We start from the raw sequence: 23,233 nt of genomic DNA, 5'->3' as shown, positions 1-23,233 counted from the left end.
TAGGAAAATGATATGAAACGTAATGGTTACATAAAAAGTAGGAAAAACGGTCAAAATTCGGAGAAAGAGACAATTCTACCGGGGAATGTTATTCTTGCACTCTTATTTTTGCTTATGATATTTTTCATCGGTAAAGCTTTTGGTTATGTGAAGGAGAAAGTTCTTCCAACGAATGCCCCTGCAGCACAATGTGAAAATTGGGGCCTTGGAGGATATGGTGACGGCACACAGCCTACCGGAATTGCTTCCTCCGAACAGCTTAAGAAGAATGACGCCTATTATATTGGAGATAGCAAAGAAAAAGTCATCTATCTTACCTTCGATGCCGGTTATGAGAACGGCAATACTGCTCCGATTCTCGATGCGTTGAAAAAGCATCAGGCACCGGCCACATTTTTTATCGTAGGTCATTATTTGGAATCCGCTCCGGAGTTAGTCAAGAGAATGGTCGCAGAAGGACACTGCGTAGGGAATCATACCTATCATCATCCTGATATGTCCAAGATATCCGATACGGCCTCTTTCCAGAAGGAAATGAACGATGTGGCGGATTTATTCCGAGATATTACCGGCCAGGAGCTGACTATGTATTATCGGCCGCCGCAGGGAAAATATAGTGAGCAGAACTTAAAAATGGCAAAGGATATGGGATACAAAACTTTCTTCTGGAGTCTTGCCTATGTGGATTGGTATCAAGACAAACAGCCTACGAAAGAAGAGGCCTTTGAAAAGCTAATCGGACGTATTCATCCGGGTGCAATCGTTCTTTTACACAGCACTTCTAAGACCAATGCTGTAATACTGGATGAACTGCTGACAAAATGGGAAGAAATGGGGTATGTTTTTAAACCGCTGTCCGATTTGGCAGGTCAATGAAAGGAGGCAATGATATGGGAAATATTACTTCAGAACAGAAACTGCAGTTAGTGCAGATGATACGTGCGGAACACAAGGATAACCGGACACGAATGAGAAGCAGAGAGCGGATGCTCTATGGAGCAGAACTAGGTGACGGGGAATTGGGGCAAGAGGAACTTCCCCTTTATATGAAAGGATATACAGAAGCAGGCGCCGGGGAGAATAAAGGAATCGATAAGACTTCCTTTTTCTCCTTCCGCCTTCGACTTGTTATTTCTATCTTGTTGTTTGCTGCCTTCCTTTTTCTGGATGCCGGCGGTAAAACAATCGGAGGGTTTGATACCAATCAGTTAAAGGAAGAAATGAATAAAGACTTCGATGTAGGGCTCGATGAAGTAGTATTTGATTTTGAGCATAATTTCCCTTATACTCTATTTAATGGAAGGACCACCGGAGAATAGGAGGGCTCCTTTCAATATTAATAGAAAAGATAGGAGTATTATGAACAAACTAGCTTTAAGAGATGAGATACTTCTGCAAGTGGAGAAGCCGGCGCGTTATATCGGCAATGAAGTCAATGCAGTAGTAAAAGACAAAGATACAGTGAGCGTACGAATGGCTATGTGCTTTCCCGATATATATGAAATCGGTATGTCGCATCTGGGAATCCAGATTTTATATGATATGTTAAATAGCTTTGAAGATGTGTGGTGTGAAAGGGTGTATTCCCCCTGGGTGGACTTGGATCAAATTATGAGAAGAGAACAAATCCCTCTTTTTGGTCTGGAATCTCAGGAGCCGATAAAAGATATGGATTTTCTCGGTATTACCATCCAATATGAAATGTGTTATACCAACATTTTACAGATTCTCGATTTATCTCAAATCCCTCTTCATGCTAAGGATAGAACATGGGAACATCCTATTGTGATAGGAGGCGGCCCCTGTACCTATAATCCGGAACCGATTGCAGAGTTTTTTGATTTGTTCTATATCGGAGAGGGAGAGACCAGATATCGGGAACTCATCGATTTATACAAAGAATCGAAGGAAAATAACGAAAGCCGAAGGGATTTTCTGAGAAAGGCCGCGATGCTTCCCGGTATTTATGTGCCCTTATTCTACGATGTATCCTATCATGAAGATGGAACGATTCGTGAGAGAATTCCTCTGGAGGAGGGGATTCCCTCTATTATTAAGAAAGAAATTGAAATGGAAGTCTCTACGACCCATTATCCCATGAATCCTGTAGTGCCTTTTATTAAGGCTACACAAGACAGGGTTGTATTGGAGATCCAAAGAGGGTGTATCCGCGGCTGCCGCTTCTGCCAGGCCGGGCAAATATACCGCCCGGTACGGGAACGAAACGTAGAGGTCTTAGAAAAATATGCGATAGAAATGCTTAAGAATACAGGGCATGAGGAAATTTCCTTAAGTTCTTTAAGTTCCAGCGATTATTCTAAAATGCCTGAACTCATAGATTTTCTTATTGAGGAGTGTGGAGAAAAACATGTAAATATTTCTCTTCCCTCCCTGCGTATTGACGCATTTTCCCTCGATGTCATGAGCAAAGTGCAGGATATTAAAAAGAGCAGCCTCACCTTTGCGCCTGAAGCGGGAAGTCAGAGGCTTAGAGATGTTATTAACAAGGGATTGACTGAAGAAGTCATATTGAATGGGGCAGCTCTCGCTTTTGAAGGAGGATGGACAAGGGTAAAGCTTTACTTCATGCTCGGTCTCCCTACGGAGACAGAGGAAGATATTAGAGGAATTGGCGAATTATGCGATAAGATAGCCGCTACCTTTTTCGAAACTGTTCCGAAGGAAAATAGAAAAAATGGCAAGGTACAGATTGTTGCCAGTACTTCCTTTTTCATTCCGAAGCCTTTTACTCCCTTCCAATGGTCGAAGATGCATACAAAAGAAGAGTATATCGATAAGGCATATTTGACCCGCAAAGGAATTAAAGAACAGCTTAACCAAAGAAGTATCAAATATAATTGGCACGAAGCGGATCTTAGCGTAATGGAAGGGGTGTTTGCCAGGGGAGACAGGCGAGTAGCCAAAGTCATCGAAAAAGCCTATGAAAAAGGCTGTTTATTCGATTCCTGGAGTGAACATTATAAAAATGATGTATGGATTCAGACTTTTGAAGAATGCGGTGTCGATATTGATTTTTATAATCTTAGGGAACGCCCCTTAGATGAAGTATTTCCGTGGGACTTTATCGATTGCGGCGTGACGAAGAACTTCTTAAAGAGGGAATGGCAAAGAGCGCTGGAAGAACAGGAATCTCCAAACTGCCGGGTACAGTGCCTCGGTTGCGGTGCTAATGTATTCGGGGGAGGTGTATGTTATGAAAATTAGAATCAAATTCGGCAAATCCGGCGCTATGCGGTTCATCGGTCACTTGGATATCATGCGTTATTTCCAAAAGGCTATTCGAAGGGCGGGTATTGATATCGCTTATTCTGAAGGCTTTAGTCCTCATCAAATTATGTCTTTTGCTGCGCCCTTGGGAGTAGGATTGGAAAGTCAGGGGGAATATATGGATATCGAGGTGGTTTCTGCGGATTCTGCAGCGGATATCAAAGAGAAATTAAATAAAGCAATGGTCCCGGGTATGGAAATCTTAAGCGTTACAAAGTTATCGGAAGATTCGAAAAATGCTATGGCCAGCGTAGCTGCCGCCCGATACATTGTGAGATTCCGAGAGGGTTATGAACCGGATTTTGACTGGAAGAGTCAACTCGGATCTTTTTATGAAAGACCTTCCATTATGGTCATTAAAAAAACGAAAAAAAGTGAGATAGAGATGGACCTAAAACCATCCATTTTCTCCCTTCATATAGGAGAAGATAGGATAGGTTCCTTCATTGAAATGCTGGTAGATGCCAGTAGCTCCGGAAACATTAAGCCGAGCCTTGTTCTTGAAGCTTTCTTAAAGGAACATGATAAAACCTTATCTGAATATGCCTTAGAAATAACGAGAGCTGATACTTACACGAACACGGGAAGCGAAGAATCCCCTGTCCTTGTTCCTCTCGATGCGATAGGAAGTCAATTTTAATGAAAGACAAAAAATATATTATTTGCAAAAAGAATGAACAGATCATGTCTTTGCTCCTACATGGCAACCGTCTGATTTCCGCTCACGTGGAAGAGGATGAGGGCAGCCTTGTAGGAAACATCTACATTGCTAAGGTAAGGAATATATCCCCGGCCATTCAGGCCGCCTTTGTGGAAATCAAGCCAGGGCAGCCCTGTTTTCTCGCTTTGAGCGATGCAAGACAGCCTATTTTAACTAATAGAAACTATGACGGAAGGGTTTTATCAGGAGACGATATCGTTGTACAGATCAATAAGGATGCTGCTAAAACGAAGCAGCCTATGGTCACAACGAATATATCCTTAAGCGGAAAATATTGTGTGATATCTTCAGGAAGACCCGGCGTTTCCTATTCCGCTAAGTTGTCCTCAAAAGCGAAAAAAAGGATAGAGCAAGCGCTTTTGCCGGAATCCCCCTATCTTCCTGAGGGATTCGGCGCAGTTATTCGTACCAATGCTAAGGATTTAGAGGATTATTCTCCTTTGTTAACGGAATGGAAATTTCTGCTGGATCGGTTAACCGAGATTATAAGGACAGCAGCATCCAGAACCTGTTATTCGCTGCTTCATAAGGATCCCGCTGATTATCTTCTTCGGCTTAGGGATGCCTATACAGGGGCATATGAAGAAATTGTAACGGATGACGAGGACATTTATGACGATGTAATGGAATATTCCCGTTTACATCCCGATTTCAGCCTTCCGGGAGTGAGACTTTATGAAGATGAGCTTCTTCCCCTTTCCAAACTCTATGCGATCGATACTAAGTTAAAGGAGGCTCTTTCCAAGAAAGTTTGGCTAAAATCAGGCGGATATCTGATTATCGAACCGACCGAAGCCTTAACGGTTATCGATGTAAATACCGGAAAGGCCGCGAGCAGAAGGGATAATGAAGCAACCTTCTTTCATATGAATATAGAAGCCGCGGAGGAAATCGCCCATCAATTGATTCTTCGTAACCTATCCGGTATTATCATCATAGATTTTATTAATATGAGATTAAAAGAGAATCAACTGCAATTAATGTCATATTTGGGAAATTTGTTAAAAAAAGATGCGGTAAAGACCTCCCTGGTCGATATGACAGCCTTAGGTCTTGTGGAAATTACGCGCATGAAAATAAGCAAACCCTTAAAAGAGCAAATAGAGGAAAGCAAATGGAATTTATAAAAATGGAAAAAGTCAGGGACGGCAAATATTTAAAAAATTATGAGCTGACCTATCTAAACAAAGCGGGACGAGAGAAAACCTATGAAATTGTGAGCCGTAAGGAACTCAACAGCGTACAGGATATTGGCAGCAATGTAAGCGGCCTGTCGATCGTTGCAATAAACGATGGAAAACTGTTATTGTTAAAAGAATTCCGTATGGGTATTAATAAGAGCATTTATAACTTATGTGCTGGAATGATGGAGGATGGCGAGACAGTAGAAGAATGTATTGCCAGAGAACTATATGAAGAAACGGGACTTTTAGTAAAAAGAATTATAGATATCCTTCCGGCTTCCTATGCAGCGGTAGCTATTTCAGATATGAAGACGCACATTGCTTTCGTAGAGGTACAGGGAGAATTTGCCGACAATAGTTCCGATAACGAAATGATAGAAGCGAGATTTTATACGAAAGAGGAGGTCGAAAGGCTTCTTCAAACAGAGGAATTCAGTTCCCGTGCACAGGTTATCTCATATTTTTTCACGAAACTTCTTGACATCGCAAAAATGGGGTGATAAACTTACGGAGTATGCCGCATAGATAGGCCAAAGTGTGTCCATATTCGGATGCCGCCGACCCTAGCGAGTAAATAATCAGGAGGTGCACTATGTACGCAATTATTGCCACAGGTGGAAAACAGTATAAAGTTTCCGAAGGTGATGTAATCAGAGTGGAAAAACTCGATGCAGAAGCTGGAAGCACTGTAACATTTGACAATGTTGTTGCTATTAGCGATAACGGGCTTAAGGTTGCCGGAGACGTAGCTTCTTCCTCTGTAACTGCAACAGTTATGGAGCAAGGAAAAGGGAAGAAAGTTATCGTTTACAAGTATAAGAGAAAAACCGGTTACCATAAGAAAAATGGTCACAGACAAGCATACACACAAGTTAAGATTGATAAAATTAACGCGTAGTTTATGACAACAGTGATTATTAAGAAAAATGAAAATGGAATATATAAAGGATTCACCTGTATGGGACATGCGGGCTTTGCAAAGAGCGGCAAGGACATTGTATGTGCTGCTGTATCCATTCTTGTCATCAATACCATAAATTCGATGGAAGAGCTGGCAAATGAAGATATGGATATTGTAACGAACGAAGAGTCGGGTTTTATCGACTGCCGTTTGAAAAGTGTCTTGTCCAAAGAGGGAATACTTCTTATTGATTCCATGATACTTGGACTGTCGAGTATTGCAAAAGAGTACGGCAGTAAGTATTTGGCACTTAAATTCGAGGAGGTGTAAGACCATGTTAAATATGAACCTTCAATTTTTCGCTCACAAAAAGGGAGTTGGTTCTACCAAAAACGGTAGAGATTCCGAATCCAAAAGACTTGGTGCGAAAAGAGCTGACGGACAATTCGTAAAAGCAGGAAATATTCTGTACAGACAGCGCGGAACTAAGATTCATCCCGGCGTAAACGTAGGTAGAGGCGGCGATGATACATTATTCGCATTAGTGGACGGTGTACTTCGATTTGAAAGAAAAGGAAGAGATAAGAAACAAGCTTCCGTATATCCTGTAGAGAAATAGTACGAACGATCGGGCTTCAAACATAACTTGTTTGAAGCCTGTTTTGTATATTGTATAGTTAAGATAATAGGTGGATAATCAATGTTTGCAGATAGAGCAAAAATATATATAAAGAGCGGAAAGGGCGGCGATGGACATGTCTCCTTCCGAAGAGAGAAATATGTTCCTAACGGCGGTCCGGACGGAGGCGATGGCGGCGATGGCGGGAGCGTTATTCTCCAAGTCGATGATGGTCTGAATACACTTACAGACTTTCGCCACATAAGAAAATATAGCGCCCAAAATGGTGAAGAAGGCGGTAAAAAGAACTGCCGTGGTAAAAACGGACAGGATCTCATCATCAAGATTCCTTACGGAACAGTTGTAAAAGAAGCCGAAAGCGGCAAAGTAATTGTGGACATGTCGGGTGACAACCGTCGGGTGACTTTATTAAATGGCGGAAAAGGCGGCAAGGGCAATCAACACTATGCAACGAGCACCATGCAAGTCCCTAAGTATGCACAGCCCGGACAACCGGCGAAAGAATTTGAACTTTTACTTGAATTAAAAGTGATTGCCGATGTGGGACTTGTAGGATTCCCCAATGTGGGAAAATCCACGTTTCTTGCGCGAGTGACGAATGCCAGACCTAAAATAGCTAATTATCATTTTACAACCTTAAATCCTAATCTGGGAGTGGTTGATTTGGATGATGCAAAAGGATTCGTTATCGCGGATATTCCGGGGCTGATTGAAGGTGCCTCCGAAGGAGTAGGACTCGGTTATGAGTTTCTTCGTCATATCGAGCGTACCAAGGTCCTTATTCATATTGTGGATGCAGCCTCAACAGAAGAAAGAGATCCCATTGAGGATATCTACGCTATCAATAAAGAGCTGAACGCTTATAATCCTGAGATTGCTATGCGTCCTCAGGTTATTGCAGCGAATAAAATAGATATGCTTTACGAGAATGAGGTTCTCACTAAGATTAAGGACGAATTTGAACCAAAGGGTATTAAGGTATTCCCAATTTCTGCTATTAGCGGGCAAGGAGTACGCGAGCTCTTGTACCATGTGAACAACCTTTTAGAACAGTTGGATGATAAACCGATTATTTTTGAACAGGAATATTTTCCTGAATTCCATCTGGCGGATAATGAGCCTTATACGGTTTCATATAACGAAAAGGATAATGAATATGTAGTGGAAGGTCCTCGTATTGAGAAAATGCTCGGCTATACGAATCTGGAATCGGAAAAGGGCTTTACCTTCTTCCAGAACTTCCTGAAGGAAAATGGAATTTTAGCAGAACTAGAACAACTGGGCATTCAGGAAGGCGATACTGTTCGCATGTATGGACTTGCCTTTGACTATTATAAGTAGAATAGCAACTATTCAGTAGGTCTGCGCATTTACTGCGCTGACCGTAAGAATACGTGGAAAGATAAGTGAAATCCCATCGCCGAAGGTGATTTAAATGGATCTTCACACGTAACAGTGAGGTTACTGAACTGTTACAGTAGAATGAGAAAGGCATGGTTATAATATGACAAGTAAACAAAGAAGTTATTTGAAGAGTCTTGCGAACAATATCGATCCTATCTTTCAGATTGGGAAATCGAGTTTGACGCCGGAAGTCACAGAGGCGGTTGGAGAAGCTTTTAACACGAGGGAATTGATTAAGATAGCAGTATTAAAAAACTGCCTCGATGACCCCAGAGCTATTGCGGAAATGCTGGCTGAGAGAACGCATTCACAAGTAGTGCAGGTGATTGGTAAGAAGATCACATTATATAAGGAAAGCAAAGATCACAAAAAAATTGTTCTGCCGTCATAAGATACGGCATACAGTCGGAGGAAGGATGATGATTTCGTGAAAGATGGCATAAAAAGGAAAGGGATTATGGGAGGTACTTTTAATCCGATCCATATAGGGCATCTTCTTTTAGCAGAAACTGCACGGGATGCTTGTTTTTTGGATGAAATTCTCTTTATTCCAAGCGGTCATTCCTATATGAAAGATAAGGTTGAAATGGCGGATAAATACATGCGTTTTGCTATGACATCGCTTGCAATCGAGAATAATCCTTATTTTAAATTGTCTGCTATCGAGGTGGAAAGGCAAGGGAATACTTATACTTTTGAAACCCTTTTATCACTAAGAGAGAATGAGCCGGAAACAGCCTTCTATTTCATTATGGGGGCGGACAGCTTATTTCACTTAGAATCATGGAAGAATCCGGAGATTATTTTTGCAAGCTGTACGATACTCGCTGCAGTTCGTGATGAGAAGGGCCAGTCCGCTATGGAGGAACAAATAGCATATTTGGAGAAAAAATATGCGGCACGCATCGAACTCTTACCGTTGAAAGAATTTTCTATCTCCTCCACTGATATTAGAAAAAAACGAAAACTGGGGCATTCTATTCGTTACATGGTCCCCGAGCAGGTGATGGCTTATATAGAAGAGCACCACCTCTATCAATAAAAATCCACTTATGACAGCGGAGGTTGCACCGATGAGAGCAAAAGCTTCCAATATTAAGAAAATACGAAAGGCTATGGAAAAGACATTGGATGCCAAACGTTTCGAGCATACTCTCGGGGTTGCTTATACGGCGGCGGCTCTTGCCATGCGTTATGATGCGGACATTATAAAGGCAGAAACAGCAGGTATGCTTCACGATTGTGCAAAATGTCTAAGTAACGATAAACGCCTGTCTATTTGTGAGAAGCATAATATAAGCGTTAATGAGATTGAAAGGCGTAATCCCTTTTTACTCCATGCAAAAGTAGGAAGTTACATTGCTATGCAAAGATATAATATTCACGATACAGATACGATCAATGCTATTTTAAATCATACAACAGGGCGGCCGAATATGTCTCTGCTGGAAAAGATTGTATACGTGTCCGATTATATCGAACCGGGTAGAAAGCAGGCACCTAATCTTTCCGAAATCAGACGTCTTGCCTTTGTGGATTTGGATGAGGCCTTACTTTGTATTTTGGAAGATACTCTCGTTTATCTCAATACGACAGCAGGAGATATTGATCCAATGACACAAAAGACTTATGATTTTTATAAAGATTATGGAAAAAATAGCACAAACTAGAAAGGAAAAATCGATGAATATAGAAGAATCAAAAAAGATGGCAAAAATTGCTGTTGCTGCATTAGAAGATAAGAAAGCGGAGGATATCCGTATTATAGATATTAGCGAAGTATCGGTGCTTGCTGATTATTTTATCATCGCTAATGGCTCTAACAGAAGTCAGATACAGGCACTTGCCGATCATGTAGAAGAACAGCTCGGAAGGGCAGGACACTCCTTGAAACAAATAGAAGGATATGATTCTGCCAATTGGGTACTTCTTGATTTTGGCGATATTATTATTCACGTATTCGATAAAGAAAACCGTTTGTTTTATGATCTGGAACGTATCTGGAGAGACGGGAGACAGGTGGAACTATGAAAAAGTTAATAGGAGATAAGAAATTCTATCTCATGGTGCTGGCGGTTGCCATACCGATTATGGTACAAAACGGCATTACGAATTTCGTTAATCTTCTCGATAATATTATGGTAGGACGGGTCGGAACGGAACAAATGACCGGGGTTGCCATTGTTAATCAGCTTGTTTTTGTATTCAATATTTGTGTTTTCGGAGGCGTCTCCGGTGCAGGTATTTTTACGGCGCAATTTTACGGTTGTGATGATGCCAAAGGTGTGCGCGATACTTTTCGTATTAAGGTACTGATTACCGCAGGGATCACAGTCATTGGACTTCTTTTATTTGGCTTTTACGGAGACCAATTGATACATCTTTATCTTCATGAGAGTAATGATGCCGGGGATATCAATGCTACCCTCATGTATGCCAAACAGTATTTGCGTATTATGATGATTGAAATCATTCCGTTTGCCATGGTGCAGGTCTATGCGTCTACTTTACGCGAGACAGGAGAGACCATGCTTCCTATGAAATCAGGTATTGTTGCGGTATTCGTGAACCTTATATTAAATTATATTTTAATTTATGGAAAGTTCGGCGCCCCGGCTCTCGGGGTGGAAGGCGCTGCTCTCGCAACAACTATCGCACGTTTTGCAGAACTTTTCATTATTGCAGGCTGGACACATTATCACAAAGAAAAGAACATATTTATTGAGGGAGTGTATCGAAACTTCCTTATTCCGAAGGAACTTCTTGGTAAGGTAGCCATTCTCGGGATGCCTCTTATGGTCAACGAGGTATTGTGGGCCAGCGGACAAGCTGTGCTTACCCAATGTTATTCGGTACGAGGATTATCCGTTATTGCGGCCTTTAATATTTCTTCCACGATATCCAATGTATTTAACATTGTATTTATTGCTATGGGAAGTGCGATTGGAATTATTGTAGGCCAACTTCTTGGTGCCGGCAAGATGGAAGAGGCGAAAGATACTGACCGGAAACTTATCTTTTTCTCGGTAGTGAGCTGTGTGGGAATTGGAAGCATAATGGCAATTGTTGCCCCCTTGTTCCCTATGTTTTACAATACATCAGAAGAAATACGTTTGCTCGCTACCAGATTTATTATGATTGCTGCTTTGTGTATGCCACTTTTTGCCTTTACACATGCTACTTATTTCACGTTACGTTCAGGAGGAAAAACGTGGGTTACCTTCTTTTTTGACAGCGTTTATGTATGGATTTTCAACATACCTCTTGCGTTCTTCCTGACAAGATATACCGTACTTTATATTGTATTTGTATATTTGGCGTGTCAGCTTGTCGATATCATCAAATGTATTGTTGGCTTTGTGCTCGTGAAAAAGGGTGTTTGGTTGAATAATATTATCGGAGAAACGAAAGAATTATCGAAAGAGATAGCATAAAATCGGTATGTAAAATGGCACTGTAAAAAGTGCCATTTTTATCGTCTTCCAGCGTATATTTTATTCTGCTTTTTATTTTCGGTCAGTCTCTGCTGGTTCCTCCTGCATACATGTAGAAGGTAAAGAGATAGAGGCCGCTGATTCCGACCAATGCATATATAATTCTGGAGATCCAGGACATACTGCCGAAAATAAGCGCTACCAGATCGAAACTAAAAAAACCGATAAGTCCCCAGTTAATCGCTCCGATAATTGCGATGGTAAGGGCGATACAGTCCAATACTTTATTGTTCATTCTAAAACCCTCCGTTTTGTTGTTTTTCTATATCGATTTTATTTTCTCCCGTTTTTTAATTATTATGCACGAATATACCTTTATGCATAATAATACAAATCATTTCACGTATATTTCTCATGTTTTATACTAAATGTATAGAAAATGTATAAAATAAGATTGACAAAAATTTTTATTCAGAGTAATATAATCAAAATTATACTATATTTGAGGAGGACAAAAGTATGAAAAAGTTTATGAGTATTACAGTGGCGTCTGCCATGGTTATGACTTTACTGGCAGGTTGCGGTGGAGCAGCATCTACTGACTCTGCACCGGCGGATACAACGGAAGCTACCGAAGTAGCAGAAAGTACTGAAACGGCTGAAAACACCGGAGTAGCGGAAGGCGGCAACGGAGTCTTCAAGATTGGTGGCATCGGCCCTATTACCGGCGGAGCGGCAGTATATGGCATGGCAGTACAGAATGCGGCTTTTCTCGCAGTTGATGAAATCAATGCGGCAGGCGGTATCGGCGGCTATCAGATAGAATTCAAATTTGAAGATGATGAGAATGATCCTGAGAAATCAGTAAATGCATACAATACCTTGAAGGATTGGGATATGCAGCTTCTTATGGGAACTGTTACAAGCGGATGTTCTGTAGCTGTTGCAGAAAAGACAGCAGCTGACAACATGTTCCAGTTGACACCTTCCGGATCTTCCGTGGATTGTATCAAGTATGATAATGCATTCCGTGTATGTTTCTCAGACCCTGACCAGGGTATGGCTTCTGCTAAATACATCGGTGATAATGCAGTTGCATCTAAGGTTGCAGTTATTTATGACAGCTCTGATATTTATTCCTCAGGAATCTATCAGAAATTCGTATCTGAATCAGCAAGCCAGCCTTTTGAAGTAGTTTCTGCAGAAGCATTTACCGCGGATAGCAAGACAGACTTCTCTGTGCAGCTTCAGAAAGCAAAGGACAGCGGCGCTGATCTCGTATTTTTACCTATTTATTATACAGAGGCGGCTTTGATTCTTTCTCAGGCGGCAGCAATGAACTATGATCCTATTTTCTTCGGTTGCGATGGACTTGACGGTATTCTGGACGTAGAGAATTTCGATACCGCTTTGGCAGAAGGCGTTATGCTTCTTACTCCTTTTGCTGCAGATGCTGAAGATGAATTGACACAGAATTTCGTATCTGCTTACAAAGAAAGATTTGGCGAAACACCGAACCAGTTCGCAGCAGATTCTTATGATGCAATTTATGCGATTAAAGCAGCGTTAGAAAATGCAAGTGTAACTCCGGATATGGATGTATCTGCAATCTGTGATGCAATGAAAGTTTCCATGACAGAGATTACAATAGACGGTTTGACCGGTATCGGTATGTCTTGGGAAGCCAGCGGCGAGCCTAATAAGGAGCCTAAAGCTGTTCAAATTACAAACGGTGTATATACTGCAATGTAATGGCGACCGGTCCTGTAAGATATCTTATAGAGTCTTTAAAAAAGCATGAAAACAATTAATAGAAGAGGGGTACTTAAGGCAACAATAGCCTTAGTACCTCTTTCTTTTTATGTAATAGGAAAGTGCCCTATAGGATAATATTCATAGGAAAGAGAATAAATATTCCATTTTCTTGCCTATACACATATTTAATGATATAATTTAGTCTCACAGTTAAAAAAGACGAAGAGGTGTTTCTTATGAGCTTTATTTCTTATTTGATTAATGGCATCAGCCTTGGCAGCGTATATGCCATTATAGCACTTGGATATACGATGGTTTATGGAATTGCCAAGATGCTTAATTTCGCCCACGGAGATGTTATTATGGTGGGAGCTTTCGCCGTATTTACCATAGTCAGCACTATGGGACTTCCTCCGATGCTCGGTATCTTTATTGCGATTATTATATGTATTATATTCGGTATTACTATTGAACGTATCGCCTATAAACCGCTTCGCAATGCAGCTTCCCCCCTCGCCGTTCTAATTACGGCCATCGGTGTTAGTTATTTACTTCAAAATGTGGCATTGATTATTTTTGGCGCTAATACTAAATCCTTTACTTCAGTGGTTTCACTTTCTCCCCTTATGCTGGCAGGCGGTCAGCTTATTATTTCCGGCGAGACACTTATAACCATTGCTATAGGGATTTTGGTTATGATTATCTTGACCCTGTTCATTAATAAGACGAAAGCGGGACAGGCGATGCTTGCCGTATCGGAAGATAAGGGAGCTGCACAGCTTATGGGAATCAATGTAAACGGTACCATTGCTCTTACCTTTGCTATCGGTTCTGCTCTGGCAGCTGTTGCCGGCGTGCTATTATGTTCTGCTTATCCATCCCTGACGCCTTATACGGGCGCTATGCCGGGAATTAAAGCCTTTGTGGCTGCAGTATTCGGCGGTATCGGTTCTATTCCAGGTGCCATGATTGGTGGTATTTTACTTGGTATCATCGAAATTTTAGGAAAAGCATATATTTCTTCCCAGATGGCAGACGCTATCGTATTTGCGGTGCTTATTATTGTCCTTCTCGTTAAGCCGACCGGTATTCTGGGTAAGAAAATACAAGAGAAAGTGTAAGGTGCCGGCATGAATAACAAGCTAAATTTTCTTTCTAAAAACTTAAAATTAAATAAGGTAGGTAAAAATAATCTTATCACCTATTTGCTGGTACTCGGTATATTTATTATCGTTCAAGTGCTTCTTGCTACAGACAATATGTCTAGTTTGATGCAAGGGCTTTTGGTTCCTCTTTGCATCTATGTTATGTTGGCGATATCCTTGAACTTAACAGTAGGTATTTTAGGGGAATTGAGCCTTGGTCATGCAGGTTTTATGTGCGTTGGTGCATTCTCCGGTGCTTTTTTCTCCAAATGTCTAAATGGTACTATGCCTGATGGATTAAGATTCGTTCTCGCTATTATAATCGGGGCTGCCGTAGCCGGACTTTTTGGAATTCTTATCGGTATCCCGGTATTACGTCTGAAGGGTGACTATCTGGCTATCGTAACATTGGCTTTTGGTGAGATTATTAAAAACCTTGTAAATGTTATGTATATCGGAAGGGATAGCAATGGTTTTCACTTTTCCATGAAAGACTTTCTTTCCTTAAATATGGAAGAGGATGGAGAGATTCTTGTGAACGGCGCACAAGGTATTACGGGAACGCCTAATGATTCCAACTTTCTCATCGGTACCATTTTGATATTTCTTTCCTTATTTATTATATTGAACCTGATTCATTCCAGGGACGGAAGAGCAATTATGTCAATCCGTGATAACCGTATCGCAGCAGAATCCATCGGAATCAATATTACTAAATACAAACTGATGGCATTTTCTATCTCTGCATCCATCGCAGGCGTAGCGGGTGTTTTATATGCGCATAATTTATCCACTTTAACTGCGCTTCCGAAGAACTTCGGATATAATATGTCCATCATGATTCTCGTATTCGTTGTCCTCGGTGGAATTGGAAATATCCGCGGTTCTATAATATCTGCGATTGTTCTTACTTTGCTTCCTGAACTTCTTCGCGGACTGAGCGATTATCGAATGCTCATTTATGCTATCGTACTAATTGCAATGATGTTATTTAATTGGAGTCCAAAGGCAATCTTGTGGAAAGAACGAATAAGAGAAAAATATTTCCCTAAAATCAAAGCAAAAAAGGAGGTTAAATAATTATGGCATTGTTAGAAGTAAAGAATTTAACCATTTCTTTTGGCGGTTTGCGGGCAGTAGATGATTTTAATATCGAGATAAAAGAAGGACAGTTATATGGTCTTATCGGTCCTAATGGTGCCGGTAAAACAACAGTCTTCAATCTTTTAACAGGAGTATATAAACCTAATGAAGGCATTATTAAGCTGGGAGATCAGGATATCACAGGGCTGAAGACTGTGGATATCAATAAAGCCGGAGTTGCCAGAACTTTTCAGAATATTCGCTTATTTAAGGCATTGACTGTATTGGATAATGTAAAGGCAGGACTTCATAATAATTATCATTATTCCACTATCGAAGGTATCTTCCGACTTCCGTCTTATTATAGGGTGGAAAAGGAAATGAATGAGAAAGCGATGGAGCTTTTAAAGGTATTCGACCTGGATAAAGAGGCTAATTATCTTGCAGCTAATCTTCCTTATGGAAAGCAGCGCAAATTGGAAATCGCAAGAGCTTTGGCCACTAAGCCCAAGCTGCTTCTTCTCGATGAACCGGCAGCCGGCATGAATCCCAATGAGACGGGAGAGTTAATGGATACGATTCGTTTTGTGCGCGATGAGTTCCGGATGACAATTCTTCTCATAGAGCATGATATGAAGCTCGTTTCAGGTATCTGCGAGGAATTAACAGTATTAAATTTCGGTCGTGTTCTAACGCAGGGAAAAACGAGTACAGTATTAAACGATCCCCAAGTAATTACCGCATATCTTGGGGAGTAAGGAGGAAACAGATAAAATGGCAATGCTTGAAATCAGGGATTTAGAAGTATATTATGGCGTAATTCAGGCAATCAAAGGAATTTCCTTCGATGTTAATGAAGGAGAGGTCATTGCTCTTATCGGAGCAAATGGCGCCGGAAAAACGACTATTCTTCATACGATAACCGGTCTTCTTGCTGCTAAAAGCGGAAGTATCCAATTTGAAGGGCAGGATATCGCTAAGATTCCGGGATATAAGATTGTTTCTATGGGAATGGCGCACGTTCCGGAAGGACGAAGAGTTTTCTCCGAACTTACTGTGTTGCAGAACCTTAAAATGGGAGCGTATACAAGAAAAGATAAGAAGGAAATCGAAGATACTCTGAAGATGATTTACAAAAGATTCCCCCGATTGGAGGAACGTCAGAATCAGATATCGGGAACACTCAGCGGAGGAGAACAGCAGATGCTCGCTATGGGAAGAGCTCTTATGTCACATCCTAAGATTATTCTTATGGATGAGCCCTCTATGGGCCTTTCTCCGATTTTCGTAAATGAGATTTTCGATATTATAAGAGAAGTGAGCGAAAGCGGAACTACCGTTTTGCTGGTAGAACAGAATGCAAAAAAAGCGCTCTCTATCGCGGATCGCGCTTATGTACTCGAAACAGGAAACATAGTGCTGGAAGGAAAAGCGAGCGAGCTTTTAAATGATGATTCCATTAAAAAAGCTTATCTTGGCGAAGCATAATCGGGAGGTGTATTACTTATGGATTCTATTAATATCAATAAGAAAGTAGTAATTACAATAGCGAGGCAGTATGGAAGCGGCGGCCGAACCATAGGTGAAATGCTTTCAGAAGATTTGAATATTCATTACTATGATAAGGAACTGTTAAAGCTGGCATCTGAAGAAAGCGGAATCAATGAACGACTTTTCGTCAATGCAGATGAAAAGATAAAGATGACCAACTTGCTTAAGGTAATCAAAAGTGTATATACCGGGCAGCTCATCCCCCCTGAAAGCGACAATTTTGTTTCAGATATGAATTTGTTCAATTATCAGGCTAAGGTTATCAAAGAACTTGCAGAAGAAGAGTCCTGTGTTATTATAGGACGCTGTGCTGATTATATATTGAAGGACTATGACAATGTGCTTAGCGTCTTCATTCATGCACCGAAAGATTATTGCCTGGAACAAGCGGCTAAAAAAGTAAGCATGCCTACAAAAGAACTGGAAAAATATATTGCAAAGATAGATAAAATGCGAGCAGAATATTACAAATATTATACAGGACGCGAATGGACCGATGCCAGAAATTATGATTTGTGTCTTGATAGCTCGAAACTCGGGTTCGAACGTTGTATTGAAGAGATTAAATCTTATATTCATGTAAGATTCCATAATTAAAGGAAGGTCTCTAAAACAGAAAGTCTAAAAACTAAAAAGAACGTTTTATGAAGGATATCATAATGATTCCGACATAAAACGTTCTTTTTCTGTAATAGGAAAGTACTCCTATTTATTTCATCAACCGAAACACACCAAATACTTTACCAAGAATTTGACAGTCATCTACGATAATAGGATCCATAGAGTCATTCTCAGGCTGTAAGCGAATATGCCCATCTTCCTTGTAGAACGTCTTAACGGTAGCAGAATCATCGATAAGAGCGACAATCATCTCACCATTAGAAGCAGAAGTACAAGAATTGACAAAAATTTGATCTCCACTATGAATGCCGGCATTTATCATAGAATCGCCTTTTACTTTTAAAACAAAAGAGTCACCGGACGGTACAAATTCAGCCGGAACAGGGAAATAACTCTCAATATTTTCTTCTGCTAAAATAGGCTGTCCTGCAGCAACATTTCCAATAATCGGTAAGCTAACCATCTCTGTACGCACCATTTGGAAACTATCATCACATATCTCAATTGCGCGGGGCTTTGTAGGATCCCTTCTGATATAACCGTTCTTCTCCAATGTCTCTAGATGTGAATGGACAGAAGAGGTTGACTTCAAATTAACTGCCTCGCAGATTTCTCGCACTGCAGGCGGATAACCTCTCGTTAAAATAGCATCTTTTATGTATTCTAAAATTTCTTTCTGTTTATTAGTAATCTTGCCATAGCCCATGTTAAGCCTCCCGATTTTATAATTTGAAATAGTATAATTCAGCAAGTAATGCCAATCAACTTTTATTTAGTATAGCACAAAGGAAATAAAAAGGCAAACATATATTCCAAATATTTGTTCGATTTTTTATCAAAAAACACTTGACATAAGAATGCATGTTCGATATAATTCGAATATAGAACGAATGTTTGAAACACTTGTTCGTAAATAATATAAGGTTTTGCCCGGAACTTTATAAGTCTATATTTAAATTTAAAATAGAGCTATTAGATAATTACAAAGTTAAACTGTTAGAATAACTTTAAAAATCTGAAACCACTTCCAAATAAAGAAGATTCTCATTCGGGAAACATGGAAGAAGTCGAAAGGAGTTGCGCAATAATGAGTAAGAGCGAAAGAAGAATACATAATAACAAGCTTAGAAGACAACGCCAAAGAAGAAAAAATGTTTTATTGTTTGCAACAACCTTCCTTCTGGTAGCAGCATTGTCTTTCGGTATTAATGCTATTGTTTCCAACGCAAAATCAAAGACAGAAGCAGTGGAGTACAAGTATTACAAAAGCATTATAATAGAAAGAGGTGATACTTTATCAACTATCGCTTCCAAGTATATGGGTGACAATTACAGGACAGTAGAGGAATACGTTGCAGAATTAGTAAAAATTAACGGATTGCGAGATGATAAGATCGCTGCCGGAAATTATCTTATTATTCCTTATTTCTCTGTAGAATTTATAAGTTAACGATAATAGATATTACTGTTTCGTTCAATTAGTTTAACCATTTTTACAATTTATAAGTTACAATCACTGCCAACAAGAAATGGAGCATATGTATCCTGTTTTGATAGAATAATCTCAGAAAGTGTAATATTCAGATTGATATCTTTATCATCATAGCGTATAACTCTTGAAAGTGATGTATCAAAAGCATTATCAATACGCATAACGATATTAGAGTTATCTTCCAAAGTTAATGCAGCATGCCTGTAAATTCTGTTAGAATACCCGAATTGAGCATTAATTCACGAGAGAATGTTCTGTGAAAAACTGCTCTGTTATCTTTGTTTACGTCATATTCCAGAATCAGGACCTCATTTAGGCCGGTCGGCTGAATTTTTAGCATGGCAGTCCTCCTTTAAAACACACGTATATTCTAAGGTTCTCTTAATTTAACCGCTTTTGCAGCCTTACGCCTTCTTTCATCCTCCAGAGCAGCATAGTGTTTTCTTGTTGTATTGATGTCCTTATGCCCAAGCACATCGGCCACAAGATAAATATCTCCAGTTTCTCTATAAAGAGAAGTTCCATATGTACTGCGAAGCTTATGAGGAGTTATTTTCTTTAAAGTCGTTACCGTAGAAGCATATTTCTTAACGAGATTTTCCACTGCGCGAACTGTAATTCTACGATTCTGTAAAGATAAAAATAGTGCTTTTTCATGACCCGAGAGCGGGATAGTATGATAACGTTTTTCTAAATAGTTTTTTAAAGCTGTCTCAACCTCTTCTCCAAAATAAACAATAGTTTCAAATCCGCCTTTCCGGCGTATCTTTATTCCATTATTTTTGAAATCAACATCATCTAAATCAAGTCCTACACATTCTGAAACACGGATACCTGTTCCCAAAAGCAATGTCAGAAGGGCAGTATCACGAAGTTTTGTCTTCTCATGATACTTTAATTGACTCTTAGTTAACTTAGTGCCATCCTCTACTTGATCCAACAGTACAGATACTTCATCAGCATCGAGACGTATAATTTCTTTTTCATGAAGCTTTGGCATAGGTATCAATACGGCTGGATTTTTTTCTATCAGTTCCGATTGATAAAAGTAATTATAAAAACTTCTAAGAGATGCTAATTTGCGGGATTTCCCTCGCTCTTCATTGGTAATTTCACGATTATCCTTTTGATATAAACTAATATATTCTAAATATTCTTCAATATCCTCACGAGTTATCTGCTCCATAATAGATAAGGGGAAGTCCTTTATTTCCATTGTCCGGCAATAACTGTTATTTTTTTGCATATATTCGAAAAATACTCGCAAATCATAAGCATAAGCCAGTCTTGTCTTCGTAGAAGTAGTATTTTCTATTCCTCGAAAAAACTGTTTGCAAAAAGCCGGAAGCTCCAGAAGCACATTTCTCATTCGCATCGTATTTAGTTTATTTTGTTCTTCATGATAATTTCTGTTGTTTTCCATTTATCAGGCTCCTTTTATCACCACTCCTATTATATCATTTTTCTGTAGAAATTCACCTTCTTTAATGTTTTTTTATATTTGACAACACATATTTAGCTATTAATGGTATAATATGATATCATAATATTACAAAATGAAAAAAGGAGTTAACATGCAGGCAAATGAAATTTCATATTGACAAAAAGTATTTTTATTGGGGCATGACAGCATTTTTAGTTTTTGCTGCTAGTATATGTCTATATTATTTATTATTCCATGGTGCAAATGTTTCAGGCGGGTTTCATACCGTCGTACGGATAGCGATGCCCATACTAGATGGCTTTCTTTTGGCATATTTGTTGACCCCCATCTTAAATACAGTAGAAAAGAAGATGCTCATTCCATTATGCCATAAATATAGGATAGAACTGACGAAAAAAACGTCTAAAAGGATACGAATGCTTTCCATTTTAATCACGGTAGTCCTTGTTACCGCTGTATTATACGGATTCTTTGCCATGGTTATCCCACAGTTGATCAGAAGCATCCAGAGCATTGTATTTCAATTTCCAATATATATTAACAATCTTTCTCTTTGGAGCACTCGACTTTTAGCTGACAACCCCAAATTTGAAGCAATTGTGATGGATTTATTGAATCAATATTCAGGTGAATTAACTAATTACTTAAATCATAACTTGATACCTCAGATGAATGAGTTGCTTAAAAATCTTTCTTTAAGTTTTTTAAGCTTCTTAATGCAACTATGGAATCTGATTATCGGATTTGTTATATCTATCTATATTTTGAGCAGTAAAGAACTTTTTGCCGGACAAGCTAAGAAAATTGCTTATGCGTTATTTGAGACAAAGGAAGCAAATGCACTAATTGCAAATGTTCGATTTACACATCGAACTTTCAGTGGATTTATTATAGGTAAAATCATAGATTCTGCCATTATAGGTGTTATATGCTTTGCCGGAACGAGCTTAATGGGAACGCCTTATTCGGTTCTAATCAGTGTAATTGTAGGTATTACAAACGTTATTCCTTTTTTTGGACCTTATCTTGGAGCTATTCCAAGTGCCTTACTTATTCTAATGGTTGATCCCTTACAATGTTTGTATTTTATTATCTTTATTTTAGTTCTACAGCAAGTTGACGGAAATATTATCGGTCCAAAGATACTGGGAGATTCTACCGGATTATCTGGATTTTGGGTGATTTTCTCTATCACCTTATTCGGGGGCATGTTCGGAATTCTTGGAATGATTGTCGGTGTTCCAGTCTTCGCAATTTTCTATGCTGCGGTGCGTTCATCGGTAAATCAAATGCTTCGCAAGAAAAAGATGCCAGTGAAAACGAAGGAATATATGGATGTAGGTTCCATTGAAAATGGTGATTTTATTCCCTATGAATCCGAAAAGAAAGCGCAACATGCGGGTAGCGAATCCCAGCCCAGGAACAAACTTCTTAGACCATTTAATCAGTTTAAAACTACAGATAAAAATCAAATGACTGCACAAAAGAATAACGATGCAGATGTACCGGAAAAAAGCGAAGAAGATCAGAGGTAGTATTATGATTTAAATAAGGTGTTAACTACTTGTGATGAAGATAATTTTGCTAGCGAAAAAATAATTCTTGCAAACGGCGGAGTTTTTGAACATAATGTTTGTGTCGATGGCGTTAAGATAAAGAGATATTGGATAGACTTAAGCGATAAATAATATTGACATAAAGAATTTCCAGAAAAGCAAATAACTTTATATTATACAGCGGGATAAGGAAATAGAAGAGTACTGGAATAATAAAAAGAAAGGGTTATAGCCATGCGTTTCGTAATACAGAGAGTAAAAGAGGCTGATGTTAAGGTAGAAGGTGATGTAATAGGAGAAATCAAACAGGGATTTCTCGTTTTAGTAGGAGTCAGCCAATCTGATACGAAAACGCTCGCCGATAAAATGATTAAAAAATTAATTGGTCTGCGAATCTTTGAAGATGAAAATGGAAAGACCAATTTAGATATTAAAACAGTTCATGGCAAAATGTTAATTATTTCACAATTCACATTATATGCAGATTGCAAGAAAGGTAATCGGCCTTCATTCATTCGCGCCGGCGCTCCTGATGCAGCGAGTCAGCTATATGAATATATCATCGAAAAATGCAAGGAAGAACTTCCTAATGTGCAATCAGGCAGCTTCGGGGCTGATATGAAAGTTTCCTTAATCAATGATGGACCTTTTACAATTATACTTGATTCCGAAGAGATATTCGGCGAATAGAAAAAGAATAATATCTGTGCTATGAGGTAAAGGAGGATTAAAAAGTGTTCATTGCCATATTAATCATAGCTTTTCTTATTGTGATGTATATCCTTGTATTTGTTAAAAGAAATAAGAAAAATAAAGAAATGAATAAACTTAGTTCAGTAGATAATTATCGCAAGACTTACTTGGACCGCCGTAAAGCAATGGAAAAACGGCGCGAATCATTATCTCATACGAATTATGTGACAAAATATAATAGCACTGAGGACTATCGTGAAAAATAAGATTTTATTGCTTCAACTATTCGTTAAAGTTGTCTTTTGCGAATAGTTGTATTAT

30 protein-coding genes are annotated in these 23,233 nt (G+C 39.3%); 25 read left to right on the top strand and 5 right to left on the bottom strand.

Annotated features, from left to right (window positions below; translation table 11 throughout):
• Positions 1–12 precede the first annotated feature (12 nt).
• The 15 genes from pdaA (at position 13) to RBB56_RS00485 (ending at position 11,572) form a co-directional block, all read left to right on the top strand.
• Complete coding sequence (gene pdaA / locus RBB56_RS00555; RefSeq protein WP_331526260.1) at positions 13–876, top strand: delta-lactam-biosynthetic de-N-acetylase; 864 nt, start codon at positions 13–15, stop codon at positions 874–876.
• 14 nt (positions 877–890) lie between these two features.
• Complete coding sequence (locus tag RBB56_RS00550; RefSeq protein WP_306720439.1) at positions 891–1,319, top strand: hypothetical protein; 429 nt, start codon at positions 891–893, stop codon at positions 1,317–1,319.
• Positions 1,320–1,359: 40 nt separating this feature from the next.
• Entirely contained in the window at positions 1,360–3,225 is a 1,866-nt protein-coding gene (locus RBB56_RS00545) for a TIGR03960 family B12-binding radical SAM protein (RefSeq protein WP_306720438.1), read from the top strand.
• Positions 3,215–3,928 carry a TIGR03936 family radical SAM-associated protein gene (locus RBB56_RS00540; RefSeq protein ID WP_306720437.1) on the top strand — a complete coding sequence of 238 codons (714 nt, stop codon included), beginning with the start codon at positions 3,215–3,217 and terminating at the stop codon, positions 3,926–3,928. The genes RBB56_RS00545 and RBB56_RS00540 overlap by 11 nt, the downstream gene beginning before the upstream one ends.
• Positions 3,928–5,136: a ribonuclease E/G gene (locus RBB56_RS00535; protein ID WP_306720436.1), complete on the top strand. Its 1,209-nt coding sequence runs from the start codon at positions 3,928–3,930 to the stop codon at positions 5,134–5,136. Before RBB56_RS00540 ends, RBB56_RS00535 begins: the two co-directional genes overlap by 1 nt.
• Complete coding sequence (locus tag RBB56_RS00530) at positions 5,124–5,693, top strand: NUDIX hydrolase (RefSeq protein ID WP_306720435.1); 570 nt, start codon at positions 5,124–5,126, stop codon at positions 5,691–5,693. The genes RBB56_RS00535 and RBB56_RS00530 overlap by 13 nt, the downstream gene beginning before the upstream one ends.
• 92 nt (positions 5,694–5,785) lie before the next feature.
• Positions 5,786–6,091 carry a 50S ribosomal protein L21 gene (gene rplU / locus RBB56_RS00525; RefSeq protein ID WP_306720434.1) on the top strand — a complete coding sequence of 102 codons (306 nt, stop codon included), beginning with the start codon at positions 5,786–5,788 and terminating at the stop codon, positions 6,089–6,091.
• Between the two features lie 3 nt (positions 6,092–6,094).
• Positions 6,095–6,424, top strand: a complete 330-nt coding sequence (locus tag RBB56_RS00520) for a ribosomal-processing cysteine protease Prp (protein WP_306720433.1) — start codon at positions 6,095–6,097, stop codon at positions 6,422–6,424.
• Positions 6,425–6,428: 4 nt separating this feature from the next.
• Entirely contained in the window at positions 6,429–6,713 is a 285-nt protein-coding gene (gene rpmA, locus RBB56_RS00515; protein ID WP_031390037.1) for a 50S ribosomal protein L27, read from the top strand.
• An 81-nt stretch (positions 6,714–6,794) separates the two neighbouring features.
• Positions 6,795–8,075 carry a GTPase ObgE gene (gene obgE, locus RBB56_RS00510; protein ID WP_306720432.1) on the top strand — a complete coding sequence of 427 codons (1,281 nt, stop codon included), beginning with the start codon at positions 6,795–6,797 and terminating at the stop codon, positions 8,073–8,075.
• Positions 8,076–8,238: 163 nt separating this feature from the next.
• Positions 8,239–8,529 (top strand): ribosome assembly RNA-binding protein YhbY, encoded by a 291-nt coding sequence (yhbY, locus tag RBB56_RS00505; RefSeq protein ID WP_306720431.1) that lies wholly within the window; start codon positions 8,239–8,241, stop codon positions 8,527–8,529.
• 36 nt (positions 8,530–8,565) lie between these two features.
• Positions 8,566–9,180, top strand: coding sequence for a nicotinate-nucleotide adenylyltransferase (nadD, locus tag RBB56_RS00500; protein WP_306720430.1), 615 nt, complete (start codon positions 8,566–8,568; stop codon positions 9,178–9,180).
• Between the two features lie 31 nt (positions 9,181–9,211).
• Positions 9,212–9,808, top strand: a complete 597-nt coding sequence (gene yqeK, locus RBB56_RS00495; RefSeq protein ID WP_306720429.1) for a bis(5'-nucleosyl)-tetraphosphatase (symmetrical) YqeK — start codon at positions 9,212–9,214, stop codon at positions 9,806–9,808.
• A 13-nt stretch (positions 9,809–9,821) separates the two neighbouring features.
• The gene (rsfS, locus tag RBB56_RS00490) at positions 9,822–10,169 is read left to right on the top strand and encodes a ribosome silencing factor (protein WP_306720428.1); all 348 of its coding nucleotides are present in this window, start codon (positions 9,822–9,824) and stop codon (positions 10,167–10,169) included.
• The gene (locus RBB56_RS00485) at positions 10,166–11,572 is read left to right on the top strand and encodes an MATE family efflux transporter (RefSeq protein ID WP_306720427.1); all 1,407 of its coding nucleotides are present in this window, start codon (positions 10,166–10,168) and stop codon (positions 11,570–11,572) included. Before rsfS ends, RBB56_RS00485 begins: the two co-directional genes overlap by 4 nt.
• Positions 11,573–11,654: 82 nt before the next feature.
• Here RBB56_RS00485 and RBB56_RS00480 read toward each other — a convergent pair whose 3' ends face one another.
• Positions 11,655–11,867 carry a DUF378 domain-containing protein gene (locus RBB56_RS00480; RefSeq protein WP_306720426.1) on the bottom strand — a complete coding sequence of 71 codons (213 nt, stop codon included), beginning with the start codon at positions 11,865–11,867 and terminating at the stop codon, positions 11,655–11,657.
• A gap of 224 nt (positions 11,868–12,091) precedes the next feature.
• Here RBB56_RS00480 and RBB56_RS00475 point away from each other — a divergent pair, with 224 nt between their 5' ends.
• The 6 genes from RBB56_RS00475 (at position 12,092) to RBB56_RS00450 (ending at position 17,703) form a co-directional block, all read left to right on the top strand.
• A complete protein-coding gene (locus tag RBB56_RS00475; protein WP_306720425.1) occupies positions 12,092–13,324 on the top strand; it encodes an ABC transporter substrate-binding protein in 1,233 nt (410 codons plus the stop codon).
• 239 nt (positions 13,325–13,563) lie between these two features.
• Positions 13,564–14,448 carry a branched-chain amino acid ABC transporter permease gene (locus RBB56_RS00470; protein WP_306720424.1) on the top strand — a complete coding sequence of 295 codons (885 nt, stop codon included), beginning with the start codon at positions 13,564–13,566 and terminating at the stop codon, positions 14,446–14,448.
• 9 nt (positions 14,449–14,457) lie between these two features.
• A complete protein-coding gene (locus RBB56_RS00465; RefSeq protein WP_306720423.1) occupies positions 14,458–15,552 on the top strand; it encodes a branched-chain amino acid ABC transporter permease in 1,095 nt (364 codons plus the stop codon).
• 2 nt (positions 15,553–15,554) lie between these two features.
• Positions 15,555–16,313 (top strand): ABC transporter ATP-binding protein, encoded by a 759-nt coding sequence (locus RBB56_RS00460; RefSeq protein ID WP_306720422.1) that lies wholly within the window; start codon positions 15,555–15,557, stop codon positions 16,311–16,313.
• Positions 16,314–16,329: 16 nt separating this feature from the next.
• The gene (locus RBB56_RS00455) at positions 16,330–17,043 is read left to right on the top strand and encodes an ABC transporter ATP-binding protein (protein ID WP_306720421.1); all 714 of its coding nucleotides are present in this window, start codon (positions 16,330–16,332) and stop codon (positions 17,041–17,043) included.
• Positions 17,044–17,061: 18 nt separating this feature from the next.
• Entirely contained in the window at positions 17,062–17,703 is a 642-nt protein-coding gene (locus tag RBB56_RS00450) for a cytidylate kinase-like family protein (RefSeq protein WP_306720420.1), read from the top strand.
• Between the two features lie 112 nt (positions 17,704–17,815).
• Here the strand turns inward: RBB56_RS00450 and lexA are convergent, their stop codons facing one another.
• The gene (gene lexA / locus RBB56_RS00445; protein ID WP_306720419.1) at positions 17,816–18,433 is read right to left on the bottom strand and encodes a transcriptional repressor LexA; all 618 of its coding nucleotides are present in this window, start codon (positions 18,431–18,433) and stop codon (positions 17,816–17,818) included.
• 381 nt (positions 18,434–18,814) lie between these two features.
• On the opposite strand from lexA, the gene RBB56_RS00440 reads away from it, so the two are divergent.
• The gene (locus RBB56_RS00440; protein WP_306720418.1) at positions 18,815–19,177 is read left to right on the top strand and encodes a LysM peptidoglycan-binding domain-containing protein; all 363 of its coding nucleotides are present in this window, start codon (positions 18,815–18,817) and stop codon (positions 19,175–19,177) included.
• 50 nt (positions 19,178–19,227) lie between these two features.
• On the opposite strand, the gene RBB56_RS18580 is transcribed toward RBB56_RS00440, so the two are convergent.
• Genes RBB56_RS18580 through RBB56_RS00430 form a run of 3 tightly spaced genes read right to left on the bottom strand, consistent with a single transcriptional unit; the run spans position 19,228 to position 20,642 of the window.
• On the bottom strand, positions 19,228–19,380 hold the full coding sequence (locus RBB56_RS18580; RefSeq protein WP_442905437.1) for a hypothetical protein: 153 nt from the start codon (positions 19,378–19,380) through the stop codon (positions 19,228–19,230).
• A 26-nt stretch (positions 19,381–19,406) separates the two neighbouring features.
• A complete protein-coding gene (locus RBB56_RS00435; protein ID WP_306720417.1) occupies positions 19,407–19,559 on the bottom strand; it encodes a hypothetical protein in 153 nt (50 codons plus the stop codon).
• 30 nt (positions 19,560–19,589) lie between these two features.
• Positions 19,590–20,642 carry a tyrosine-type recombinase/integrase gene (locus RBB56_RS00430; protein WP_306720416.1) on the bottom strand — a complete coding sequence of 351 codons (1,053 nt, stop codon included), beginning with the start codon at positions 20,640–20,642 and terminating at the stop codon, positions 19,590–19,592.
• A gap of 161 nt (positions 20,643–20,803) precedes the next feature.
• On the opposite strand from RBB56_RS00430, the gene RBB56_RS00425 reads away from it, so the two are divergent.
• The 3 genes from RBB56_RS00425 (at position 20,804) to RBB56_RS00415 (ending at position 23,178) form a co-directional block, all read left to right on the top strand.
• Positions 20,804–22,198, top strand: a complete 1,395-nt coding sequence (locus RBB56_RS00425) for an AI-2E family transporter (protein WP_306720415.1) — start codon at positions 20,804–20,806, stop codon at positions 22,196–22,198.
• A gap of 255 nt (positions 22,199–22,453) precedes the next feature.
• Complete coding sequence (gene dtd / locus RBB56_RS00420) at positions 22,454–22,909, top strand: D-aminoacyl-tRNA deacylase (RefSeq protein WP_306720414.1); 456 nt, start codon at positions 22,454–22,456, stop codon at positions 22,907–22,909.
• Positions 22,910–22,953: 44 nt separating this feature from the next.
• On the top strand, positions 22,954–23,178 hold the full coding sequence (locus RBB56_RS00415) for a hypothetical protein (protein WP_306720413.1): 225 nt from the start codon (positions 22,954–22,956) through the stop codon (positions 23,176–23,178).
• Positions 23,179–23,233 lie beyond the last annotated feature (55 nt).

It is taken from the genome of Kineothrix sp. MB12-C1 (assembly GCF_030863805.1).
Lineage (GTDB): Bacteria > Bacillota > Clostridia > Lachnospirales > Lachnospiraceae > Kineothrix.
The sequence above is the reverse complement of the archived record's forward strand: the minus strand, read 5'-3'. Positions and strand labels throughout refer to the sequence as shown.

What these genes read in the sequence shown, in the direction of transcription:
- RBB56_RS00485 (WP_306720427.1), top strand. Translation starts at nt 10,166, where the DNA reads ATGAAAAAGTTAATAGGAGATAAGAAATTCTATCTCATGGTGCTGGCG.
- dtd (WP_306720414.1), top strand. Translation starts at nt 22,454, where the DNA reads ATGCGTTTCGTAATACAGAGAGTAAAAGAGGCTGATGTTAAGGTAGAA.
- RBB56_RS00470 (WP_306720424.1), top strand. Translation starts at nt 13,564, where the DNA reads ATGAGCTTTATTTCTTATTTGATTAATGGCATCAGCCTTGGCAGCGTA.
- RBB56_RS00530 (WP_306720435.1), top strand. Translation starts at nt 5,124, where the DNA reads ATGGAATTTATAAAAATGGAAAAAGTCAGGGACGGCAAATATTTAAAA.
- rplU (WP_306720434.1), top strand. Translation starts at nt 5,786, where the DNA reads ATGTACGCAATTATTGCCACAGGTGGAAAACAGTATAAAGTTTCCGAA.
- RBB56_RS00465 (WP_306720423.1), top strand. Translation starts at nt 14,458, where the DNA reads ATGAATAACAAGCTAAATTTTCTTTCTAAAAACTTAAAATTAAATAAG.
- RBB56_RS00455 (WP_306720421.1), top strand. Translation starts at nt 16,330, where the DNA reads ATGGCAATGCTTGAAATCAGGGATTTAGAAGTATATTATGGCGTAATT.
- RBB56_RS00430 (WP_306720416.1), bottom strand. Translation starts at nt 20,642, where the DNA reads ATGGAAAACAACAGAAATTATCATGAAGAACAAAATAAACTAAATACG.
- lexA (WP_306720419.1), bottom strand. Translation starts at nt 18,433, where the DNA reads ATGGGCTATGGCAAGATTACTAATAAACAGAAAGAAATTTTAGAATAC.
- yhbY (WP_306720431.1), top strand. Translation starts at nt 8,239, where the DNA reads ATGACAAGTAAACAAAGAAGTTATTTGAAGAGTCTTGCGAACAATATC.
- RBB56_RS00440 (WP_306720418.1), top strand. Translation starts at nt 18,815, where the DNA reads ATGAGTAAGAGCGAAAGAAGAATACATAATAACAAGCTTAGAAGACAA.
- RBB56_RS00425 (WP_306720415.1), top strand. Translation starts at nt 20,804, where the DNA reads ATGAAATTTCATATTGACAAAAAGTATTTTTATTGGGGCATGACAGCA.
- RBB56_RS00545 (WP_306720438.1), top strand. Translation starts at nt 1,360, where the DNA reads ATGAACAAACTAGCTTTAAGAGATGAGATACTTCTGCAAGTGGAGAAG.
- RBB56_RS00480 (WP_306720426.1), bottom strand. Translation starts at nt 11,867, where the DNA reads ATGAACAATAAAGTATTGGACTGTATCGCCCTTACCATCGCAATTATC.
- pdaA (WP_331526260.1), top strand. Translation starts at nt 13, where the DNA reads ATGAAACGTAATGGTTACATAAAAAGTAGGAAAAACGGTCAAAATTCG.
- yqeK (WP_306720429.1), top strand. Translation starts at nt 9,212, where the DNA reads ATGAGAGCAAAAGCTTCCAATATTAAGAAAATACGAAAGGCTATGGAA.
- RBB56_RS00540 (WP_306720437.1), top strand. Translation starts at nt 3,215, where the DNA reads ATGAAAATTAGAATCAAATTCGGCAAATCCGGCGCTATGCGGTTCATC.
- rsfS (WP_306720428.1), top strand. Translation starts at nt 9,822, where the DNA reads ATGAATATAGAAGAATCAAAAAAGATGGCAAAAATTGCTGTTGCTGCA.
- RBB56_RS00450 (WP_306720420.1), top strand. Translation starts at nt 17,062, where the DNA reads ATGGATTCTATTAATATCAATAAGAAAGTAGTAATTACAATAGCGAGG.
- RBB56_RS00535 (WP_306720436.1), top strand. Translation starts at nt 3,928, where the DNA reads ATGAAAGACAAAAAATATATTATTTGCAAAAAGAATGAACAGATCATG.
- RBB56_RS18580 (WP_442905437.1), bottom strand. Translation starts at nt 19,380, where the DNA reads ATGCGTATTGATAATGCTTTTGATACATCACTTTCAAGAGTTATACGC.
- RBB56_RS00460 (WP_306720422.1), top strand. Translation starts at nt 15,555, where the DNA reads ATGGCATTGTTAGAAGTAAAGAATTTAACCATTTCTTTTGGCGGTTTG.
- rpmA (WP_031390037.1), top strand. Translation starts at nt 6,429, where the DNA reads ATGTTAAATATGAACCTTCAATTTTTCGCTCACAAAAAGGGAGTTGGT.
- RBB56_RS00550 (WP_306720439.1), top strand. Translation starts at nt 891, where the DNA reads ATGGGAAATATTACTTCAGAACAGAAACTGCAGTTAGTGCAGATGATA.
- obgE (WP_306720432.1), top strand. Translation starts at nt 6,795, where the DNA reads ATGTTTGCAGATAGAGCAAAAATATATATAAAGAGCGGAAAGGGCGGC.
- RBB56_RS00520 (WP_306720433.1), top strand. Translation starts at nt 6,095, where the DNA reads ATGACAACAGTGATTATTAAGAAAAATGAAAATGGAATATATAAAGGA.
- RBB56_RS00475 (WP_306720425.1), top strand. Translation starts at nt 12,092, where the DNA reads ATGAAAAAGTTTATGAGTATTACAGTGGCGTCTGCCATGGTTATGACT.
- RBB56_RS00435 (WP_306720417.1), bottom strand. Translation starts at nt 19,559, where the DNA reads ATGCTAAAAATTCAGCCGACCGGCCTAAATGAGGTCCTGATTCTGGAA.